The 18569-nt window shown below is 34.8% G+C and carries 18 protein-coding genes; 6 read left to right on the forward strand and 12 right to left on the reverse strand.

The annotated features are described in order from the left end of the window. Window positions 1–54: 54 nt before the first annotated feature. Complete coding sequence (locus CC92_RS0114530; RefSeq protein ID WP_051650917.1) at window positions 55–615, reverse strand: metallophosphoesterase; 561 nt, start codon at window positions 613–615, stop codon at window positions 55–57. Window positions 616–736: 121 nt separating this feature from the next. Continuing rightward, window positions 737–1846, reverse strand: coding sequence for a hypothetical protein (locus CC92_RS0114535; RefSeq protein WP_029505029.1), 1110 nt, complete (start codon window positions 1844–1846; stop codon window positions 737–739). Window positions 1847–2139: 293 nt separating this feature from the next. Here CC92_RS0114535 and CC92_RS0114540 point away from each other — a divergent pair, with 293 nt between their 5' ends. Then, window positions 2140–2493 (forward strand): rhodanese-like domain-containing protein, encoded by a 354-nt coding sequence (locus tag CC92_RS0114540; RefSeq protein WP_051650918.1) that lies wholly within the window; start codon window positions 2140–2142, stop codon window positions 2491–2493. Window positions 2494–2516: 23 nt separating this feature from the next. Continuing rightward, window positions 2517–4163 carry an FAD-dependent oxidoreductase gene (locus tag CC92_RS0114545; RefSeq protein ID WP_029505031.1) on the forward strand — a complete coding sequence of 549 codons (1647 nt, stop codon included), beginning with the start codon at window positions 2517–2519 and terminating at the stop codon, window positions 4161–4163. A 363-nt stretch (window positions 4164–4526) separates the two neighbouring features. On the opposite strand, the gene CC92_RS0114550 is transcribed toward CC92_RS0114545, so the two are convergent. From CC92_RS0114550 to CC92_RS21800, 7 genes are all read right to left on the reverse strand, one after another. Further along, the gene (locus CC92_RS0114550) at window positions 4527–5201 is read right to left on the reverse strand and encodes a flavodoxin family protein (protein ID WP_029505032.1); all 675 of its coding nucleotides are present in this window, start codon (window positions 5199–5201) and stop codon (window positions 4527–4529) included. 4 nt (window positions 5202–5205) lie between these two features. Beyond that, window positions 5206–5820, reverse strand: a complete 615-nt coding sequence (locus CC92_RS0114555) for a TetR/AcrR family transcriptional regulator (RefSeq protein WP_029505033.1) — start codon at window positions 5818–5820, stop codon at window positions 5206–5208. A 140-nt stretch (window positions 5821–5960) separates the two neighbouring features. Continuing rightward, window positions 5961–6383: a hypothetical protein gene (locus tag CC92_RS0114560; protein ID WP_029505034.1), complete on the reverse strand. Its 423-nt coding sequence runs from the start codon at window positions 6381–6383 to the stop codon at window positions 5961–5963. 717 nt (window positions 6384–7100) lie between these two features. After that, the gene (locus CC92_RS0114565; RefSeq protein WP_029505035.1) at window positions 7101–8147 is read right to left on the reverse strand and encodes an ATP-binding protein; all 1047 of its coding nucleotides are present in this window, start codon (window positions 8145–8147) and stop codon (window positions 7101–7103) included. Then, window positions 8143–8820 (reverse strand): response regulator transcription factor, encoded by a 678-nt coding sequence (locus tag CC92_RS0114570; RefSeq protein ID WP_029505036.1) that lies wholly within the window; start codon window positions 8818–8820, stop codon window positions 8143–8145. Before CC92_RS0114570 ends, CC92_RS0114565 begins: the two co-directional genes overlap by 5 nt. 491 nt (window positions 8821–9311) lie before the next feature. Further along, on the reverse strand, window positions 9312–9728 hold the full coding sequence (locus CC92_RS21795; RefSeq protein WP_051650919.1) for a hypothetical protein: 417 nt from the start codon (window positions 9726–9728) through the stop codon (window positions 9312–9314). A gap of 83 nt (window positions 9729–9811) precedes the next feature. Continuing rightward, window positions 9812–10189, reverse strand: coding sequence for a hypothetical protein (locus tag CC92_RS21800; protein WP_051650920.1), 378 nt, complete (start codon window positions 10187–10189; stop codon window positions 9812–9814). Between the two features lie 178 nt (window positions 10190–10367). Here CC92_RS21800 and CC92_RS0114580 point away from each other — a divergent pair, with 178 nt between their 5' ends. Next, entirely contained in the window at window positions 10368–13016 is a 2649-nt protein-coding gene (locus tag CC92_RS0114580) for an ATP-binding cassette domain-containing protein (protein WP_029505037.1), read from the forward strand. A 308-nt stretch (window positions 13017–13324) separates the two neighbouring features. Here the strand turns inward: CC92_RS0114580 and CC92_RS0114585 are convergent, their stop codons facing one another. The 3 genes from CC92_RS0114585 to CC92_RS0114595 form a co-directional block, all read right to left on the reverse strand. Next, complete coding sequence (locus CC92_RS0114585; RefSeq protein ID WP_029505038.1) at window positions 13325–13705, reverse strand: VOC family protein; 381 nt, start codon at window positions 13703–13705, stop codon at window positions 13325–13327. Window positions 13706–13905: 200 nt separating this feature from the next. Further along, the gene (locus tag CC92_RS0114590; protein ID WP_029505039.1) at window positions 13906–15087 is read right to left on the reverse strand and encodes a cytochrome c biogenesis protein/redoxin; all 1182 of its coding nucleotides are present in this window, start codon (window positions 15085–15087) and stop codon (window positions 13906–13908) included. Window positions 15088–15170: 83 nt separating this feature from the next. After that, window positions 15171–15518 (reverse strand): winged helix-turn-helix transcriptional regulator, encoded by a 348-nt coding sequence (locus tag CC92_RS0114595; RefSeq protein ID WP_034218509.1) that lies wholly within the window; start codon window positions 15516–15518, stop codon window positions 15171–15173. A 434-nt stretch (window positions 15519–15952) separates the two neighbouring features. Here CC92_RS0114595 and CC92_RS0114600 point away from each other — a divergent pair, with 434 nt between their 5' ends. The 3 genes from CC92_RS0114600 to CC92_RS23655 all read left to right on the forward strand — a co-directional run bounded on the left by CC92_RS0114600 (window position 15953) and on the right by CC92_RS23655 (window position 18561). Further along, complete coding sequence (locus CC92_RS0114600) at window positions 15953–16561, forward strand: hypothetical protein (protein ID WP_029505041.1); 609 nt, start codon at window positions 15953–15955, stop codon at window positions 16559–16561. 77 nt (window positions 16562–16638) lie between these two features. Continuing rightward, window positions 16639–18177, forward strand: a complete 1539-nt coding sequence (locus tag CC92_RS0114605; protein ID WP_029505042.1) for a hypothetical protein — start codon at window positions 16639–16641, stop codon at window positions 18175–18177. Between the two features lie 243 nt (window positions 18178–18420). After that, on the forward strand, window positions 18421–18561 hold the full coding sequence (locus CC92_RS23655) for a hypothetical protein (RefSeq protein ID WP_420323176.1): 141 nt from the start codon (window positions 18421–18423) through the stop codon (window positions 18559–18561). The last annotated feature ends 8 nt before the right edge of the window (window positions 18562–18569 follow it).

The raw sequence follows: 18569 nt of genomic DNA on the forward strand, positions 1-18569 counted from the left end.
TATAAATTACTTCTATCTTTCATATACGCTATAAAATCAGCTTAGACGAAAGGGTCATCTATCAAAAAAGAATGCGTTATTCCTTCTACATTCTTCCAATGTTACTGGCTCAAAATGATTGATATCAACCCCAACATTAAGAGCATAAGGATAATTTCTAGCTAAAAACTCATAGACTCCCTCTGTCTTAGAATCATGTATGTGCCCATATAAAAGAAGACTTTTCCCTTCCCCTACATTTCGGTGTGAGTCCGTCCATTCTAATAAAGGAAAGTGACATAAGGTTAGGATTTTGTTATTCATTTTTAACATCTTCATTAGGTCAACGGATTCAAAACAATTTTTAAGATCTACATCCTTAAGTAGGTGTAGGTCATGATTCCCTGGGATAAGGTACTTTTGTCCCTTAAGCTTATTAAGATACTCAATGGTTTTATCAGAATCGATCGATTTATGAGTCAAATCTCCTAGAATATATACGATATCCTCCTCTTTCACTTTTTGATTCCACCTTGTAATTAGATAAGAGTCCATCCTTTGTATATCAGGGAACTGTTTTCGAAATTTTAATATTTTCTTATACCCCAGATGCAAATCAGCAGTAAAATATGTCATTGTCATTCCCCCTATTGTTTAAGATATATTGAATCATATTAAGAAACCCTTGATTTTTGTTATTCCTCTATATCTTTTTATGATTAACAGGTATTCCTGCAAAGCTTCCTTCCCTTGTAGGTTATTGTTCAAAACTAAATTTAATACTTTCTCTCTCTTGTCTACACTGAATTTCTAATAATTCTACTTCCATAATAGTCGGAATATCTCTGATACCACCTAACGATTTTTGCTTTCTATTCATTCCATGGAGTCCTTCTTTTTTCTCTGCTTTAAATAAAAACATCATACTACTGCAAGAACCACTTCTTGGAATAATAATCTCCTCTAACTCCTCCTTACTATAAAAATCAAGTTGGACCCCATCCAGACTCTCATATTCAATTACAGGAATCAGCGTGCCTTTGGGATAATTCTCTTCCAATGCTTTATAAAAAGAAGACTTCATTTCTTCAAGCTGTTCCATAGTGAAATATTTTTGATATTTTGGGTCTTCAAATCGTTTCTCTTCCTCCTTCCAGATATCATAGAAAAAGAGATCTAAGATATAGGCTGTTTGTATAGTACCGTCTTTTAATTTATATGTAATCTTACGATTTTGCTTACCAGCCTTAAGGGTAATTCTCTTTTTCACTGGGTGTTTTATAAAATAAGGTTGAAATTCTAGTTCTATTCCTTGTTCTTTTAGACCCTTTGGGATTCTTTTAAAGTTACCTTTCAAGTCAACTTTCGTAATAATTAAGTGATTCAGTTCCACATCATCCCAACCAGAAAAAGTGACTTTTTCCTTCATTAACAATGTAATAAATTGGATGATTTCACTCTCATTTTGATTACAAGGGGTAGAGGAACTACAGGTAACGAAATAATCTTTATGGTCTGTATGAATGCATTTAATATGTAATAAAGCATCCCTTTCAACATCATTCGTTAATATCTGTTCTCTTCGTTTTAATTTGCCTAACATTTCTTTCTTGTGCAGCCTACGTCGCTTTTGTTCTAATAACTTACGATTTTCTTCCTCTTCATTTTTTGTTAACAACCATAAAGAAATAGTATCTTTTACCCTTGTAAATGCCAGACATAATGCACTGATCCCTTCTAATTCAATAGAGAAATTCAAGGGTACTATTTCATCGTATTGTAGCAGATCGCTCTTTAATTGTCCAATTCGCATATTACTTATCCTTCTTAGTTCTCTTAATTTTTCTATCATTAAATGATTTCCCATTCTACTTATCTTCCAGAGATATAACAGATAACACACTTTTAATAACTCTTTAAATTAACTTAACTATACAAAAAAATATATAATTGTGCAACTGCTTCTAGTTTATGAAAAAGAAAGAACCAGACGTTAATCTAATAACAAAAATAATCTTTATGTAATCTAGTCACTGTAAAATTAGTTTAAAAGTCTTATACTAAAAACATAAAACGACACAAGAACAAATCTTGTAATGCAATAACATACGAAAATAACAATGATATCAATATAGATAAAAAATGTAAGGAGGACTATTTATGGGATTTTTAGATAACATTTTAAGCACATTTGGAGGAAATTCCTCTATTAAAAAAATAAAGTATGAAGAAGCTGCTAATAATTTAAAGAATGATAAAAATATTATGTTGATAGATGTAAGAGAAAATTATGAGTTTCAATCTGGTCATATCAAAGGAGCTAAAAATATATCGTTATCTGTTGTTGAGAAAACGATTGGCACCATAGCGAAAGATAAAAATGCTACCATCTATGTATATTGTCAGAGTGGTGCAAGAAGTGCCAGAGCTTGTCAAATACTAACCACAAAAGGTTATACTAATGTTTATAACCTTGGTGGCATTATGGGATGGCCATATGGAATAGTACGATAGGGATTCAATAGGAGGAATGCAACATGAAAAAGGTAGTAATTATTGGAGGAGTGGCAACCGGCGCATCTGCAGCTGCTAGACTTCGAAGATTAGACGAAACAATGGAAATCGTCATTATTGAACGAGGAGAATATATTTCTTTTGCAAACTGTGGTTTGCCTTATTATATTGGCGATGTGATAACAGATAGAGATGAATTATTAATGGCAACACCAAAACTTATGAAGGATCGATTTCATATTGATGTCCGAATTCATAGTGAAGTAACAAAGATTAATCCATCAAAAAACAGCGTTACAGTTCAATCCGTTGAGAAAGGAACTTATGAGGAGACTTATGATTATCTTATCATAGCACCAGGAGCCAAACCGATTGATTTCAATTTCAATGGGGTCAAATCAAATAAGGTTTTTACTCTTCGTAATATGTATGATACGGATCGAATCAAAACAGCTCTTCATGATGTTCAAAAAGCTATTATCATAGGCGGTGGATATATTGGTGTAGAGATGGCTGAGAATTTAGTAGAAAAAAATATTGAAGTAACTTTGGTACAAGCCCTTCCTCATATCCTTGCGCCATTTGACGATGATATGGTAATTCTAGCAGAAAATGAGATGCGACAAAAAGGGGTGAATTTACTTTTATCAGAGAAAGCTGTTGCTCTACATGAGACTGCGACTGGCGTCTCTTTAGAGCTTGAGGGCGGTAATTATGTAGAAGGAAATATCTTAATTTCTGCAATTGGAGTGGTACCTGATACAGATTTCTTAAAGGATTCTGGTATTACTCTTGGCAAACGTGGTCATATCATTACAAATGAGCATATGCAGACAAATATCCCTAATATCTATGCTGGTGGTGATGCTGTTTTGGTAACGGATTTTGTAACCAAGCAAGAAACTGCGGTACCTCTTGCTGGACCAGCCAATAAGCATGGACGAATTATCGCAGATAACATCTGTAATATTCCTTCCATATATAAAGATACCCAAGGGTCAACCGTTATCAAAGTATTCGATTTAACCTTAGCAGCAACAGGAAACACAGAGCGTCAATTGTCCTTGCAAGGAATCGAACACCAAACTCTCATTATTCATCCGAATCATCACGCAGTGTATTACCCAGGTGCAGAACCTATCACGCTAAAGCTTATCTTCAATTCGAAAGGAGCAATTCTTGGTGCTCAGGGAATTGGAACAAATGGTGTGGATAAAAGAATTGACGTGATCGCTACTCTATTAAGGATGGGTGGTACCATCCATGACTTAGTGGACTTAGAGCTTTGCTATGCTCCACCTTATGGTTCTGCGAAAGACCCTGTTAACTTCGCAGGATATGTAGCTGAAAATGTTCTTTCGAAAAAAACAGAATTAGTTCACCCAAGGGAACTGCAAAAAATCAAAAACAATCCGAATATTGTTGTACTCGATGTTCGTACCAAGGGTGAACGAAATGATGGTAAAGTGGATGGCTCTGTACACATCAATGTGAATGAGTTAAGAGATAGACTAAGTGAATTAGATAAGAACAAAGAATATTGGATTTACTGTGCGGTTGGCGTAAGGGCTTATGTAGCAGAACGAATTTTAAAACAGCATGGATTTCAGTGTAAAAATATAATAGGCGGCTATCAAACAATTTCTGCTCTTGGTCTAATTGTTCCATAACTATAGAGAAGTGATTTGTCAGTGAAATATGAATAATTAACAATCCTTGTTTCATTACGATAGGAAGTCACAGGCTATAATAATGTACTATCACTATTATTTATGAGATATAATTACTGTATAATAATCAATATGCTCCTCCTTAAATTAGACATTTGAAATAAAAAAAATGTCTAACTTAAGGAGGAGTAACTTTATGTTGAAATTATTACTTAAAGAGAAATGGTGATCGCAATACCTAATTTTTTCAATATATCTTTATCATCTCAATTGATAACTTTTATCGTCTTTAATAAGTGCATGTATTCTCAAAACATTGGTCTCTTTCTTATTCAACAGCCCTATATCTTCTGAATAGTTTACTTATATCCAACCCTGTTCCTTCCAATAGGAAGCATCTTTCGGTGTACCAAGACCAGCTCTTTGCATGTTCCCCATTAGTTTAAAAATTATTTTCTGTCGAATTCCTCGTTTCACATGACCATGTTTTCTTTTGATTTTTTTTGCTATCTTCTTTGTTTTAAGTAATAATTTATCTTTTGTTTTTGGCTTAACATCGTTCCAATTTGCAGCTGCTACCACTGCATTGATACAAAATATTCTTGGAATTCCCCACCAAAATAATTGCTTTTTTATTTGTTTTGTTGCGCTTTTCGCCCCCATTCCAGCTGTCGTAGCTATTGCAATACCAATTTTGTGCTGCATATTCCCTAATGGCCTATGGCTAAACCATCGATAAGCCATATGATCAAAGAATGTTTTTAATTGCCCTGTCATTCCCATGCAGTAATTAGGCGAATCTATGATAATTACGTCAGCTTGTTCTATGGAGTGAATGATTTCTTTGGTCACTTTACGGTGAGGGCAATTTTCCTCCTCCTTTAAAATACAAGTATAACATCCAATACAATATGGAATATCATTTACATAAAATTCACTTAACGAATCTTGATTGGTTACAAGTTCCTTCAATAATAGCTGTGTAGTGTTCCAGGTACTACCATGATGCTGTTGTCCGTGTAAAACCACTAACTTCATAAGCTTACCCCCGAGAATATAACCTAGAAAATTGGCTAACATGATTTCTAAGAGCTTCTATTGCTTCTTCCTCTTTTTCCGGTTTTTTATCATATTTCGACAATAACAAGAAAATTGGTGCATAAAAATGTAGTGCTACTGTCTCAGGGTTACTTTCCATAAATACACCTTGAGCAATAAGAACTCCAAAAAGGGCAGATTGAAAATTTAATGCATTACTAACATACATCGTTTGAAAAGTATCACCTGCGACCGAATTGCGGTATTGTTCGGCTGTTACCATACGCCGAAATGGTGCTGCAAATTCGTCTTTCAAAAAATATAAGAATAAGCCTTTTGCAATCTCTTGTAAGTGTTCTTCCGTAATATCAACATAACCATTTGCAGCTTCTTTCGCACTCCCTTTTGGAACTCCGATTGCACTCACTGCCTGATGATACCGTAATTCCATTTCCTTCAATAAATGGTTGAATATCTCTTCTTTACTAGAAAAATGATTATAAATAGATGCTGCTTTAATCCCAACTTCTGCCGCTATATCACGCATAGACACCCCTTCATAACCTCTCTTTGAAAAAAGCTGTAACGACTTACTTAGTATCAATTCCTTTGTAGTCATAGAAACCTCCAATTTTACTATTACTCGCATGAAACAATAGAGTATTTTTATGTAGTTTATATTTCATAAATCATAACTCTTGTGAAACTTCAATATCCTTCTATTCGCTGTTTGTTTATAATTAATATTGCTAAAAATTATTAAGATAGAATCATGATAACTCTTGAAGCTTCAATAATGATAGTCTTTAGTATCACTGTTAAAGACAAAAGAAAGAACATAATCTCCCTGTATTTTTGATTACGGATAAGTATCGCTGACACAAAGCTGTATGCTATGACTCCTCCTCCGATGCAGCATAGATAGGACTGTATACTATCCGCTGCAAATATACCTCCTGTTATCTCCGTCTCCGTCATTGCTACTACTGATAAATCATACCTGTCTCTTGTTGCTACAAAGATACATAGTATAAGACCACATAGAGTTAAGAAAGCTATGCGACTTCTCCAATTAGTAATTTGTTTTCTTTTTTGTATCGTTATTATGATATAGGACCATATTCCGATTACCACAATCGTTGAAATTACTGCTGGAACATTTCCAAAAAATAACTCAATCATTCATATTCCTCCTTGGCTAACGCTTGTTAGTATCATAATAACTAACAGTCGTTAGTTTGTCAATATACTATTTATATTAATTGTTTGATTTCAAAAGACACTGATGCAAACACTCTAATAACGATGTAATTTCAATGACTGCTCAAAATTATCTTTATCCGATAAACCGTTCTATCTTATTTACTCACGAATACTTGCAAAATAAGCATTGATAGTTGGAATATAATGTAATAATATAATTATTAGAACAATCTGCCATACTATATATCTATGCAAATAACTTTAGAGCCAATTGGCTATGTTTCAAACTAAAACCGTATTATCCAATGTATGATTGCAGAGAAGATGCAAAAGTTCCGGAATGGGTAAATCGTTTGATGGCACATTATTTTTAATATATCAATGTTAATTATTGCTATGTTACTGCTTTGTGATCTACAAAAAAAAATCGAGTAGAAAATAGCTGAAACTATCTGCTACTTCCTACTCGATTTCCTATCGTAACATACTTATACTTTTTCTACATGTGAGGAATTCATTAAACAATAGTCCCCCTCGTATATCCCGGTCAAGCTCCTTTGATTTTTTTTCATGATCAGTAATCCATCTATACTCGATAAGCTAGCGACACTTCACAATATAATCAAAGTTAAGATTACATCAAGGAAGCGATAAAAAAATGCGAAACAAAATAACAAAAACCCAGTGAACTTATCTTTAGTCTGAATGTAAGTTTACTTCAAAGCTAGTACCACTTTGATCTGATTTTATTATCTGTATCTTTCCGTCGTGAAGTTCCACAATTTTCTTAGCAATCGTTAATCCAAGCCCATTTCCTTTTGTTGCATGAGAAGTATCACCTTGATAAAATTTATCAAAAATACGATTTTTCGTATCATCACTCATTCCGGTTCCTTGATCCGAAATTGTGATAACCACATATTCTTGATTTTGGATTATTTGAATATCTATGATTGAATTCAGAGCAGAGAACTTGATTGCATTATCAATTAAATTAATCCAGACTTGCTTTAGAAGTTCTTCATTTCCATAAAGAAATATTTCTTCACAGTCAAAGGCTATCTCAAGATTTTTTTCCATCCATCTTTTTTCAAGCAATACGACTACTCGCCTTATCTGTTCACTGACATTGAAACGAGTCTTGTCTGTAACTATTGTCTGATTTTCTATTTTAGATAGATTTAGTACATTCGTAGCAAGCTCTGCAAGACGATCCGATTCACTAATAATAATATCTAGATACTCATCCGTTTCTTCCTTGGTTAGGTCATTGTACTTAAGCATCTTTGCAAATCCCCGCATCGATACAATAGGGGTTTTAAATTCATGCGAGAAATTATTGATAAAATCCGAACGTAATATTTCTATGCTTTCTAATTCTTCCGCCATATGATTAAAACTTGTATTCAATTTTTGAAACTCCTGTGGTCCTTTTAACTTTACTCTCACACTAAAGTCACCTTCTGCTAATCGATCTGCTGCAGATATAATTTCTCGAATCGGAGATAGAGGTATTCTACTAAAGATAATTGATATAATAGTACCAATTATCACACTTACTACTGCAAACAAAAAGATTGGTGTTAAAGGTGCTCTTGCTGACATCGACTCAAACATCTTGTAATGACTTAACACAATAAATATACCAAACAATAAAGTTACTGTTACTAGCATAATGATAAATATGATAAAAGCAAACAGTAACGCCAGTCGAAACCTTCCACATTTCTTATTGGAATTAATCACAATTTTTCACCGCCTTATACCCGATTCCTCTAATTGCTATAATATCAAATTCCGAGTAGCCTTCAAATCGCTTTCTCAACCGATTTATATGCACATTTACCGTTGTATCAACGGTTTCAGACTCCATCCCCCATATCTCATCCATCAATTGTATTCGAGTAAAGATTCTATCCGGGTAAGATAACAGCTTATAGAGCAAATAAAACTCTTTTTGCGGAAGAGTTTGACTTTCCCCATCCTTGGAAACAGTCAGTGCATCATAATCTAGCGTTACTTTGCCAATATGAAGCTTGTGTTCATTCACTATCTTAGCACGACGAAGTAAGGCTTTGATGCGAAGCAGCATTTCATCTTCATTGACAGGCTTCACCATATAGTCATCTGTTCCTGCTAGAAATCCTTTGCATTTATCTTCCGATAATTGTTTGGCTGTTACCATGAGAATTGGCGTATTATCATTGACATTTCTCAATTGTTTCGTAAATTCATAACCGTCCATCTTTGGCATCATTATGTCAAGAATTATTAAGTCAATATGTTGTTTATCCATTAATTCCAATGCATCAATTCCATTGTCTGCACAAAAAACTTCATATCCAGCATGCATTAGTACTGCTTTCATTAACCTGGAAGTATTTTTATCATCTTCTACGACCAATATTTGAAACATAGAATCGTTCCTCCTTGAGAAATAAAATAACATCATCTATTGAGAAATTCTTTCATTCACACTATCGGAACTAAGAATTATCCCAATAATCGTATTATCGATGCATACAGCACACCTTATAAAAAGTAAAAAGTAACTTCGGATAACTCCGGTTATCGGAGTTCAGAATATCTACGATTATAGGTCAACAGTGTGTAAATGCACATCTCTTGTTCTAGATAACATGTTATATTAACTCTATTATATCATGGAAGATAAACCTAAAATAAACAAATTTTCATGTTAAGTTAAAATTAGATTTCAATTTAATTAGTAAACGACTGTACTACTTTCCCAAAATTAACAAAAGTATGTAATACTTATGCTTTCAATAGTAATTCCATAGTTAACTTAGTTATTAATAGCAAGTAAAAAAGAGCAGCCAAATTACCTTCTGCTGCTCTTAAGCGTGTTCAATATTGCTCATCTGTATTATAGATAGAATATGAGGATTAATGGTTGTTAATCTCGTTGTTATTCCAATTTATCTGCGCCCACTTTTTAATACAGATACCATCGTCCCTGCAATAAAAGGTATCTATAGTTTCCTTATCTCTATCATACAAGGAACGCGTGACAACCAAATTACCTTCAAAGTCATATTTATAGGTTTCAACAATAAGGTATGCCGTATCCATTTCCATGGTAAGGGTTTCCGGAATCTCATCAGAAGCGTACTCATTCCGCGATATTATGGCGCTATCCTGATTCATTTGAATGATCGAAATTTTTTCTGGAGCAAACATCATAGACAGTGATATTTTTATTGAGATACTTCTTGATTTGCTTTTTCCGTTTCCAGTATCTGTTGTAGTTTCGTCAAGAGTTGTTGAGTAAACAACCCCTTCTCCTTGCACACCATTCATCATATAACCATTTCCTGCAGTTGCATATACACTGCCATCAGCACTCTGGAAAACAGGATTGATATAGAAGGTATTATCAGCATTGCCTATTGCTCCGTAAATCGTCCCTTCCAGTGTGATACTATCTTCCTCATCACCGTAGCTGTATCCTGAATGTCCGTCGCTGATACCTTCATCTGTACCTGAAGTAATAAAACTATCTTCATCCTCTGTTGCAGGAACTGTAGCCGCAAAATAGCGATACCATCGACACTATCAAAAACGAACTCTCTGGTGTTCATTGTGTTACCTGTTTTTTCTTCTGTTAATACTCGAGTTTTAAGTGTTGCATACAAACGTCCTTGATACTTACTATTGTTACCGTCAAGGACAATCTCACCTCCATCAGTCAACTTGTTTCTGTTGTCGTTAAGTTTTCTTACTACTAACCATCTCTCTTCTAAAACAACAATTATTCTGTCCATGACATATCACCTTATCTTAGATGTTGATTAACCTATTTATTTAAGATATATTAATCATGAAAGAAAAATCTTAAATAATCAAATTAATACGGTATAGTTTATTTTCAGTTTCTCTTTCTAATATATAATACGTCAGTAATGGCTTCCCCACAATAAACAGAAAGGTAGACAACACATTATGCTACAAATAAAGAACATATCAAAGAAATATTCCACGAAGTATCTAGTGCAATCAGCTCTCGATGATGTTAGCTTAACTCTTCGGGATAATGAGTTTGTTGCAATACTAGGTCCAAGTGGATCAGGTAAAACGACCTTACTTAATATCATCGGTGGTCTAGATCGTTACGATAGCGGAGATCTGATCATTAATGGTATCTCAACCAAAAAATATAAGGACCGCGATTGGGATTCCTATAGAAATCATACCATAGGTTTTGTTTTTCAAAGTTATAACTTAATCCCTCACCAATCCATCTTATCCAATGTAGAATTGGCTCTTACTATCTCTGGAATCACTAAAAAGGAACGGAAAAGACTCTCCAAAGAAGCATTAGAAAAGGTAGGTCTTGGTAATCAAGTCCATAAGAAACCAAACCAACTCTCAGGTGGACAGATGCAGCGTGTTGCGATTGCTAGAGCTCTTGTCAATAATCCGGAGATTCTTCTTGCTGACGAGCCAACCGGTGCGCTTGATACAGAAACAAGTATCCTTGTAATGGATTTATTAAAAGAAATCGCTAAGGATCGGCTTGTTATCATGGTTACCCATAATCCTGAACTCGCAGAGAATTATGCGACACGTATTGTGAAGCTTCGTGACGGTAAGATTACAGATGATTCTGATCCTTATCAGGAAAATGAACAGGAAGTTGCTAAGCCAGAGCACAAAACGATGGGTAAAACTTCGATGTCTTTCCTAACGGCACTATCACTAAGTCTTAATAACCTGAAGACCAAAAAAGCTAGAACTATCCTCACTTCCTTTGCAGGAAGTATTGGTATTATTGGTATCGCTCTTATCTTAGCTCTTTCTAGTGGTATTAATGCTTATATAGAAACGGTACAAAAAGATACTCTATCAACTTATCCAATCAGTATCGAAAGAGAAAGTATCGATATGACATCGATGATGACTGCGATGATGGAACAAAATACCTCGAATGGGGTCGAACATGAGCTTGATAAGATTTACTCGAATAATATTGTTACCGGTATGTTTTCCACCTTAAGTGAAGAAACCAAAGCAAATGACCTAGGCACATTTAAGGAATATATTGAAAGTGGAGAATCTAAGATACTTGATTATGTATCTACAATTCAATACGGGTATGATTTGGATTTACAAATCTATAGTTCAGATACAACAGATGGTATCCTGCAGTTAAATCCAAGTGAATTATTAAGAAATCCTGGAATGGGCGGTATGAGTGGTATGAGTGGTATGAGTGCTCCAGGTATGGGGATGATGTCTTCCAATGTATTTGAAGAAATGTTAGGAAATCAAGAACTTTTACAATCTCAGTACGATGTTCTTGCAGGACGTTTTCCAGCAGAAGGTGCATATAATGAAGTAGTACTTGTTGTTGATGAAAACAACGAAATCAGCGATTTGTCTCTCTACTCTATTGGCTTAATGGATCAGGAAGAATATAAAAACATTCAGAAGGCATTAGCAAAAGGAGAAGATGTGAAAGAACCTGAACAGGCGTCTTTTACTTATGATGAGATTTTAAAAACTTCTTTTAAATTAGTTTTAAATACAGACTATTATGAATATAACAAGGAAGCCGGTCTTTGGAAGGATATGCGTGAGGATAATGCATTTATGACCAAATTAGTGGAGGATTCTTTGGAACTTAAAGTTGTTGGTATCCTGCGTCCGAATCCAGAAGCAAGTGCTACTTCGATTAACGGTGCAATCGGTTATACCTCTTCTTTAACAGAATATATTATTAACAATATTAATAACAGTGATATAGCAAAAGCTCAGCTTGCGGATGCAGAAACTAATATTTTTACGAATATGCCTTTTGACATGGATGGCTATATGGATACCATGACAATGGAAGAAATCACGGATTTCGTAAAAACACTATCCATGGAGGAACAACAACAATTTTATGAGCTTAGCACTACCATGACAGAGGAAGAAATCATTGCTACCTTCGGTGAACAAATACGTTCTGCCGCAGGGAAAGAAGCTTCCTATGATAGCAACATAGCCCAGTTAGGAATTGTGAATCTTGACAAACCATCCAGAATTAACCTCTATCCAACGAACTTTGAATCTAAAGATGCGATTGCTGATATTATTGAAGATTATAATACAATGCAAAAAGATGCTGGCCATGAAGAAATGACCATAAACTATACTGATATTGTAGGACTTATGATGTCTTCCATCACTACTATCATCGATATGATCAGTTATGTACTAATTGGTTTTGTAGCAATTTCACTTGTCGTTTCCTCCATTATGATTGGTATCATCACCTATATTTCTGTTCTTGAGAGAACGAAAGAAATTGGTATTTTACGTAGTATTGGTGCTTCAAAGCGAAATATTTCTAGTATTTTTAATGCGGAAACTTTAATTATCGGATTTACTTCCGGTTTACTTGGTATTGGTATCTCTCTCCTACTATTAATACCGATTAACGCAATTATTGCTGCTTTATCTGGTATCTCTACAATTGCAGTCTTACCATGGGGCTATGCGGTAGTACTTGTAGTGATAAGTATGATTTTGACCTTAATAGCGGGCTTGATCCCATCTAAGAAGGCAGCTAAGAAAGATCCTGTAACTGCACTTAGATCAGAGTAATAAAAATACCACAAAGGACTCTTCGTTTAAACAATATCATATAATCAATACGAGTGAGTAAGGCCTAAAATACCACATTAATAAAACAACATCTAAATTAATTTATGATACATGAAAACGGGTATCAACAAAAAACTCCAAGTCGGAAATTAATTTCCTACTTGGAGTTTTCTGTTGATACCCATAATATTTCTCTACTTGTCTCTTACTAGTTCTAAGATATACTTAATAAGAGCTCGTGATTAATATTTCTCTACCTGTCTCTTACTATTTATAGGATACTCCTTAATAAGAACTCGTGATCAGAATTATCTATCTTCTCTTACTAAAAACATATTATCGTCCATATCATAAAAATGAAACATACTTCCATAAGGCATGGTCAAAATCTCACTAACCTTCACCTCTTTGTCTACTAATTCCTGATAAGTCTTTTGTATATCATCCGTACTTAAAAGGATCGATGGATGTCCAACATTCGTATCTGGATTCTGCATCTCCATTAGTTTTTTTTCATATAAGACGAATGTCGTAAAGGAATCATTTGCTGGTCCTACTTCAAGCCATTTCATCTCTGGTCCCATTGGTTGTTCTAACCGTACGACAAAATTCATCTTTTCTGTCCAGAATTTTTTCGCTTCTTCTTGATTATTCACATACAACGTAACTTTTCCAATATTTTGAATCATTCATTAACCTCCAATTTTCAGTTAGTAAATTCACTATGCTAGTTATCTTGACCAATATTACGAATCCTTATTCTATAGGAATTGCTCAATCGTAACCGTTTGCTATTGCAAAAGAATAAACTCTCTTTGCCAGGTTACCTCCATATTTTGGGGGGTTACGTCGTGATTCTTATCATTTCTATGTGACTTTATCTTAACTTTTATCTTTCACTTTTATCTTTTACCCGATCTATTATGCTCCTCATATCATCTTTTCTCATAGCGCCTTGCAGATATCCTTCGATACCTCCTTCCGGATTGATAATAAAGGTTGTAGGGTATACGGAAATATTATTGTAATAGGATAAATTCGATGATTCATCAAAAACAACTGGGAAAGTATAATTCTTGTCTTCTAAAAATTCGATGATTCCTTGCTTTGACTTTTCTCCACCTTCATTTGGGAAAGCAACACCTAAGATGATTACATCCTCCTCATTACTTCCATATTCCTTATAGATATCTTCAATATGAGGCATTTCTCTTTTACAAGGTGGGCACCATGTAGCCCAAAAATTAAGAAATACAGTTTTTCCTTTATAATCACTCAGGGTATGAATAGTTCCATACTGATCAACTAATGTAAAATCTGGTGCCATTATAACTCCAGATTCTCCAGTCGAATTTGATCCTTGTGCATACGCAGGTCTGATAAATTTAGGTGTAGTAATCCCGTTAATTAAGACAAGAAGTCCCATTAATAAAATAATATATCCTCCAAATGTTTTTAATTTAGCTGATTTTAACTTTACTTTATCCAGTAATTTAAGCATGTTATCAGAGAATGCCGCCACAATAAGAAAAGGAATAATAAAGCCTAACGTATAAACACCGATCAGAAGATTTCCTGTTAAAACATTACGGTTTGTTGACGCCAAAACAAGAACAGAAGCAAGCATTGGCCCAATACAAGGAGTCCATCCAAAACTAAAGGTAAGACCTAATAAATATGCTATGATCGGATTCATCTGCTTTGTTTTCAGTTGTATCCTCTTTTCTTTTTGTAAAAAAGGAATCTTAATGTCACCCACATAAAATAGCCCCATAAGAATAATAAAGATGCCTCCACCAATTAGGAGATATCGTTTATATTCCGTCAAAAAGGTCCGAAATATCCCTATTCCTGTCCCTAAGAGAAAGAATGTAGTAGAAATTCCAAAAACAAATAAGAGAGTATTTGTTAATAGCACTCTTTTATTACGTTTTTTTTGATGATTTATGTTTTTATCATTCCGGCTATTTGATAAAATAGCTAAGTAAATTGGCAAAATAGGAATGACACAAGGTGATAAGAAGGACAATACGCCTTCTAAAAATACAATGATAAAATTAATCTGTTCCACATTACCTCCTATTAACTTTTCTCATACGAAAGTTTATATCTATAGCTTATCAAACCGTAGGAGTTCAAGCAATAGGGCACTTTTTAGTAACGTCCCGATTTATCACACTTTAGATTATTACTTCCCCATGCAATCATCTCTTCCACTAAAGGTAATAATGTTAGTCCTTTTTCACTAAGATAATAGTGAGATTCGATACTATTACCATTGATTTCTTTTTGATTTCGCACAATTTCTTGATTCATAAGTAATTCTAGTTGTTGAGTAAGCATCTTTCTCGTACAACCTTCTAACTCTTTTTCTAACTCACCAAAACGCTTCTTCTCATGATCTATTGTACAGATTATGGTCGCTATCCACTTTTTACCTAATAGATTAGCAAGTGCCTCAACAGGGCAATCATAGGTTTCTTTCTCGTTATGAATACTCATTTTCATACTCCTTAGATATTGAATCATTTATCATTCCTATACTTACTAAAGTACTGATTTATCTTATTTTATATCATATCGACATAGATAACATCAACTTTCTTTCGCTTTGTTTAATATTTCTTGGAATTTTAGATTTCTTCAAAGAAAATCCATGCCTTTATCATGTTCAAGTCCATGCTATAGCCCTGACAACATCTGCTTTCCCATAAAATCACCATCTGACTTTTGTTGGATATTGATTCAACATACTGTAATATCGAACAGGAATGAGAAGAAATAAAGTAAGAAGAAAATAAGTTGTTGATTTAGATACAATGTGCTAAAATCTAATTAGCAAGTTAAATTATGTAAATAAAATAAGGTCTTTCCTAGATTGAGAAATCATCTTTTCATTTATAAAGACAATTAATTTTAAAAGAATGGGGTTATTGATGAAAACCAAAACGATACTCTTACCAATGCTTCTACTGACTAGCATCGTATTATTTTCTGGCTGTGCTAAATATTTTGTGAAAGACAAAGCAAAAGAAATGTCCTCAAAGACTGAGGCAAACCTACCGGATAAAATCGACTCAGGCGTAGACAAAACCACTGATGAAAAAGACATAGAGAAACCTGTAACAAAAGAGAAAGAACAAAACAATCTTACTGATTTGGATATCAATCCGTTATATTGCAAGTTTTTGCGACACGAGATCAAAGTGCAAAATCCTTATACGCAAGGCATGGAAGGTTATAATCAGGAGTTGAGTTTTTTTGATGAAAATGAATACGAGACTGAGTTTGAAAATGCTGAAAAATTGTTTACTTTAACAGATGTGAACAGTGATAACGAAAAAGAGTTGATTTTTCAAATAGTATCAAGACCAAGTGAATTGATTTACATATTAGGGATTGAGAATGAGGAACTTATTTGCATAGATATTTTTGAGAATCATTCAGCACATAATACTGATGGGGAGACCTGGCTTAAGCAAGAGTATGGTGTTAGTGAAGTGAAATGGCTAAAATGTAATGATTTTGATGATATAGCCAGATGACATAATAGAAAGAATCGAAATTCCGTCTTGTTTGACTAATAAAAAGCAACTTCGCAAAGTATAAGGAGGTGAAGTACATGAATGATCACGAATGGAAAACCACGAATGAAAAGGATTTTGAGTCCATACTTGAAAGTAGCGTTTCGGATTTGCCACCTAAAGATGTAGTTGCAGAAGTAACACCATGGAAAAAAGCAATGAATCGCATACTCATTGGTATGACACTTAGTGCAATCACGCTGAACTTCTGGGGCTTAAATTACATTCTTCCTGCTATCGGAATGGTGTTGTCAATGTTAGGATTCCGTACCCTACGGCATGAAAACAAGTGGTTTAAGAATTGTTTCATCATAACAGTGATTCGAGCAGCATACTTTTTCCCAATGCTGATTCTAAATACCACCATCATCCAAAGATCCATTTTTTCTCCATCAATTACATCAGTATTAATTATAGCTAACCTGTCACTTTTGCTTATTGAGTTCTTTTGTTTCTGGCTTGGACTAAGAGTCGTTCAACAAAAAGTAAACCTAACTCCTCAGACAGGTGGTGCCGTAGCACTGATGATCTGGTATGTACTTATGTGCATTTTGGCTGTTGTTCGATATAACGGACTTGTAATTGCTGGAGCAATGATCATCGGATATATCTTTATTATCCGCAGTATCTACAAACGTTCAAAAGAACTTGATGAAGCAGGATATTCCATCCAAAATGACTCTATAAAGGTAACTGACAAATGTATTGTACTTGCTCTTGTTTCAGTGTTAATCATCGGTTGCGTTTGTGGTTACTACTTCGGCGGTAGTTATTCTATGGATTGGAGCACAGTAGATGCGTCAGAACATAATGAAGTAGAAGATATCAAGGCTCATCTTATAGAGCTTGGCTTCCCCGAATATGTCTTAAACGATCTTAGTTCCGAGGATATCTCAGCTTGTGCTGGTGCTTTACAGATTGTTGTTCATGTCACAGACAAGCCGGTAAATGACGGCAGAACGGTAACTACGGAGCGTGGCAGCGGAAAAAACCGCTATATCAGACAAGAGACCGTCTACGATGTAAAAGAGTTGCGTATCACCGGTGTTGGAGTACAAATCCCTGGGGAACGAGAAAGATGGATAATCTTCCATCATTTTCTCTGGACTATTGATCCTGGTTTTTACGGTACGGAGTCGATTCAACTTTGGCCTGTATATCGAGATATTTCAGAGGGATGGGCATCTGACGGTGAAGTATCTGGTCGTGTACTATATGACAGAGATGGTGTAGTATTCGCTGCTCCCTACTATTCGCTTGGCAATCAGACATTTATCTCTAACAGCATCTTCTGGGGTGAGCAGATAAACACCGATATCTTTGCTACCTTCTCTATGCCAAAAAAGGGAGAAAATTACCGTGGTTATGTTGCTTACCCTATCGTGGAGATTCAGGATGGCTTTCTCATTAGCAGTTGGGTAAACTACACACATCAGCAAAGATGGCTTCAATATCCTGCTATGACTGCAAAGGAAAAACGGATGACATACGGGTGGAATGATGCTGGAGCATTTATGACAATTCAGGATGCGCTTCAATTTTACCCTACAAATGAAGGCGTTGAAATGATGAAATAAGTAATAAAAATCATACAAAAAATCCTTTAGCAAAAAGGGGCTGCCCCCCCTTGCTCTGCTTCGAAGCTATCCATGCGAACTTGACTGCAGTAAACAATTTATCAATAATTCACCGCCGTCAAGTCTGAAAATTGCATACCAATCAAGCAGACCGTCTACTGAAAATGTAGGCGGTCTTTTTCTATCTAGCATACAAGTATGTGGACATCTAGGAACCTGACCCTTATGCACTGAGAGAAACTTGTGCAAGACATCTATGTGGATGCCCTGAACAAGTCCAGTGACAAGCGCAAGCAGCAGATCCACATCAAGTATGACGGCATCGGATTTATCCCACTGGATGAACTGATAAAAAAGGAAACGAACACCGCCCGAACCATCTGACTTTTGCT

The sequence above is a fragment of the Lachnoclostridium phytofermentans genome (genome assembly GCF_000733755.1).
In the GTDB taxonomy this organism is placed as follows: Bacteria; Bacillota; Clostridia; order Lachnospirales; family Lachnospiraceae; genus Lachnoclostridium; species Lachnoclostridium phytofermentans_A.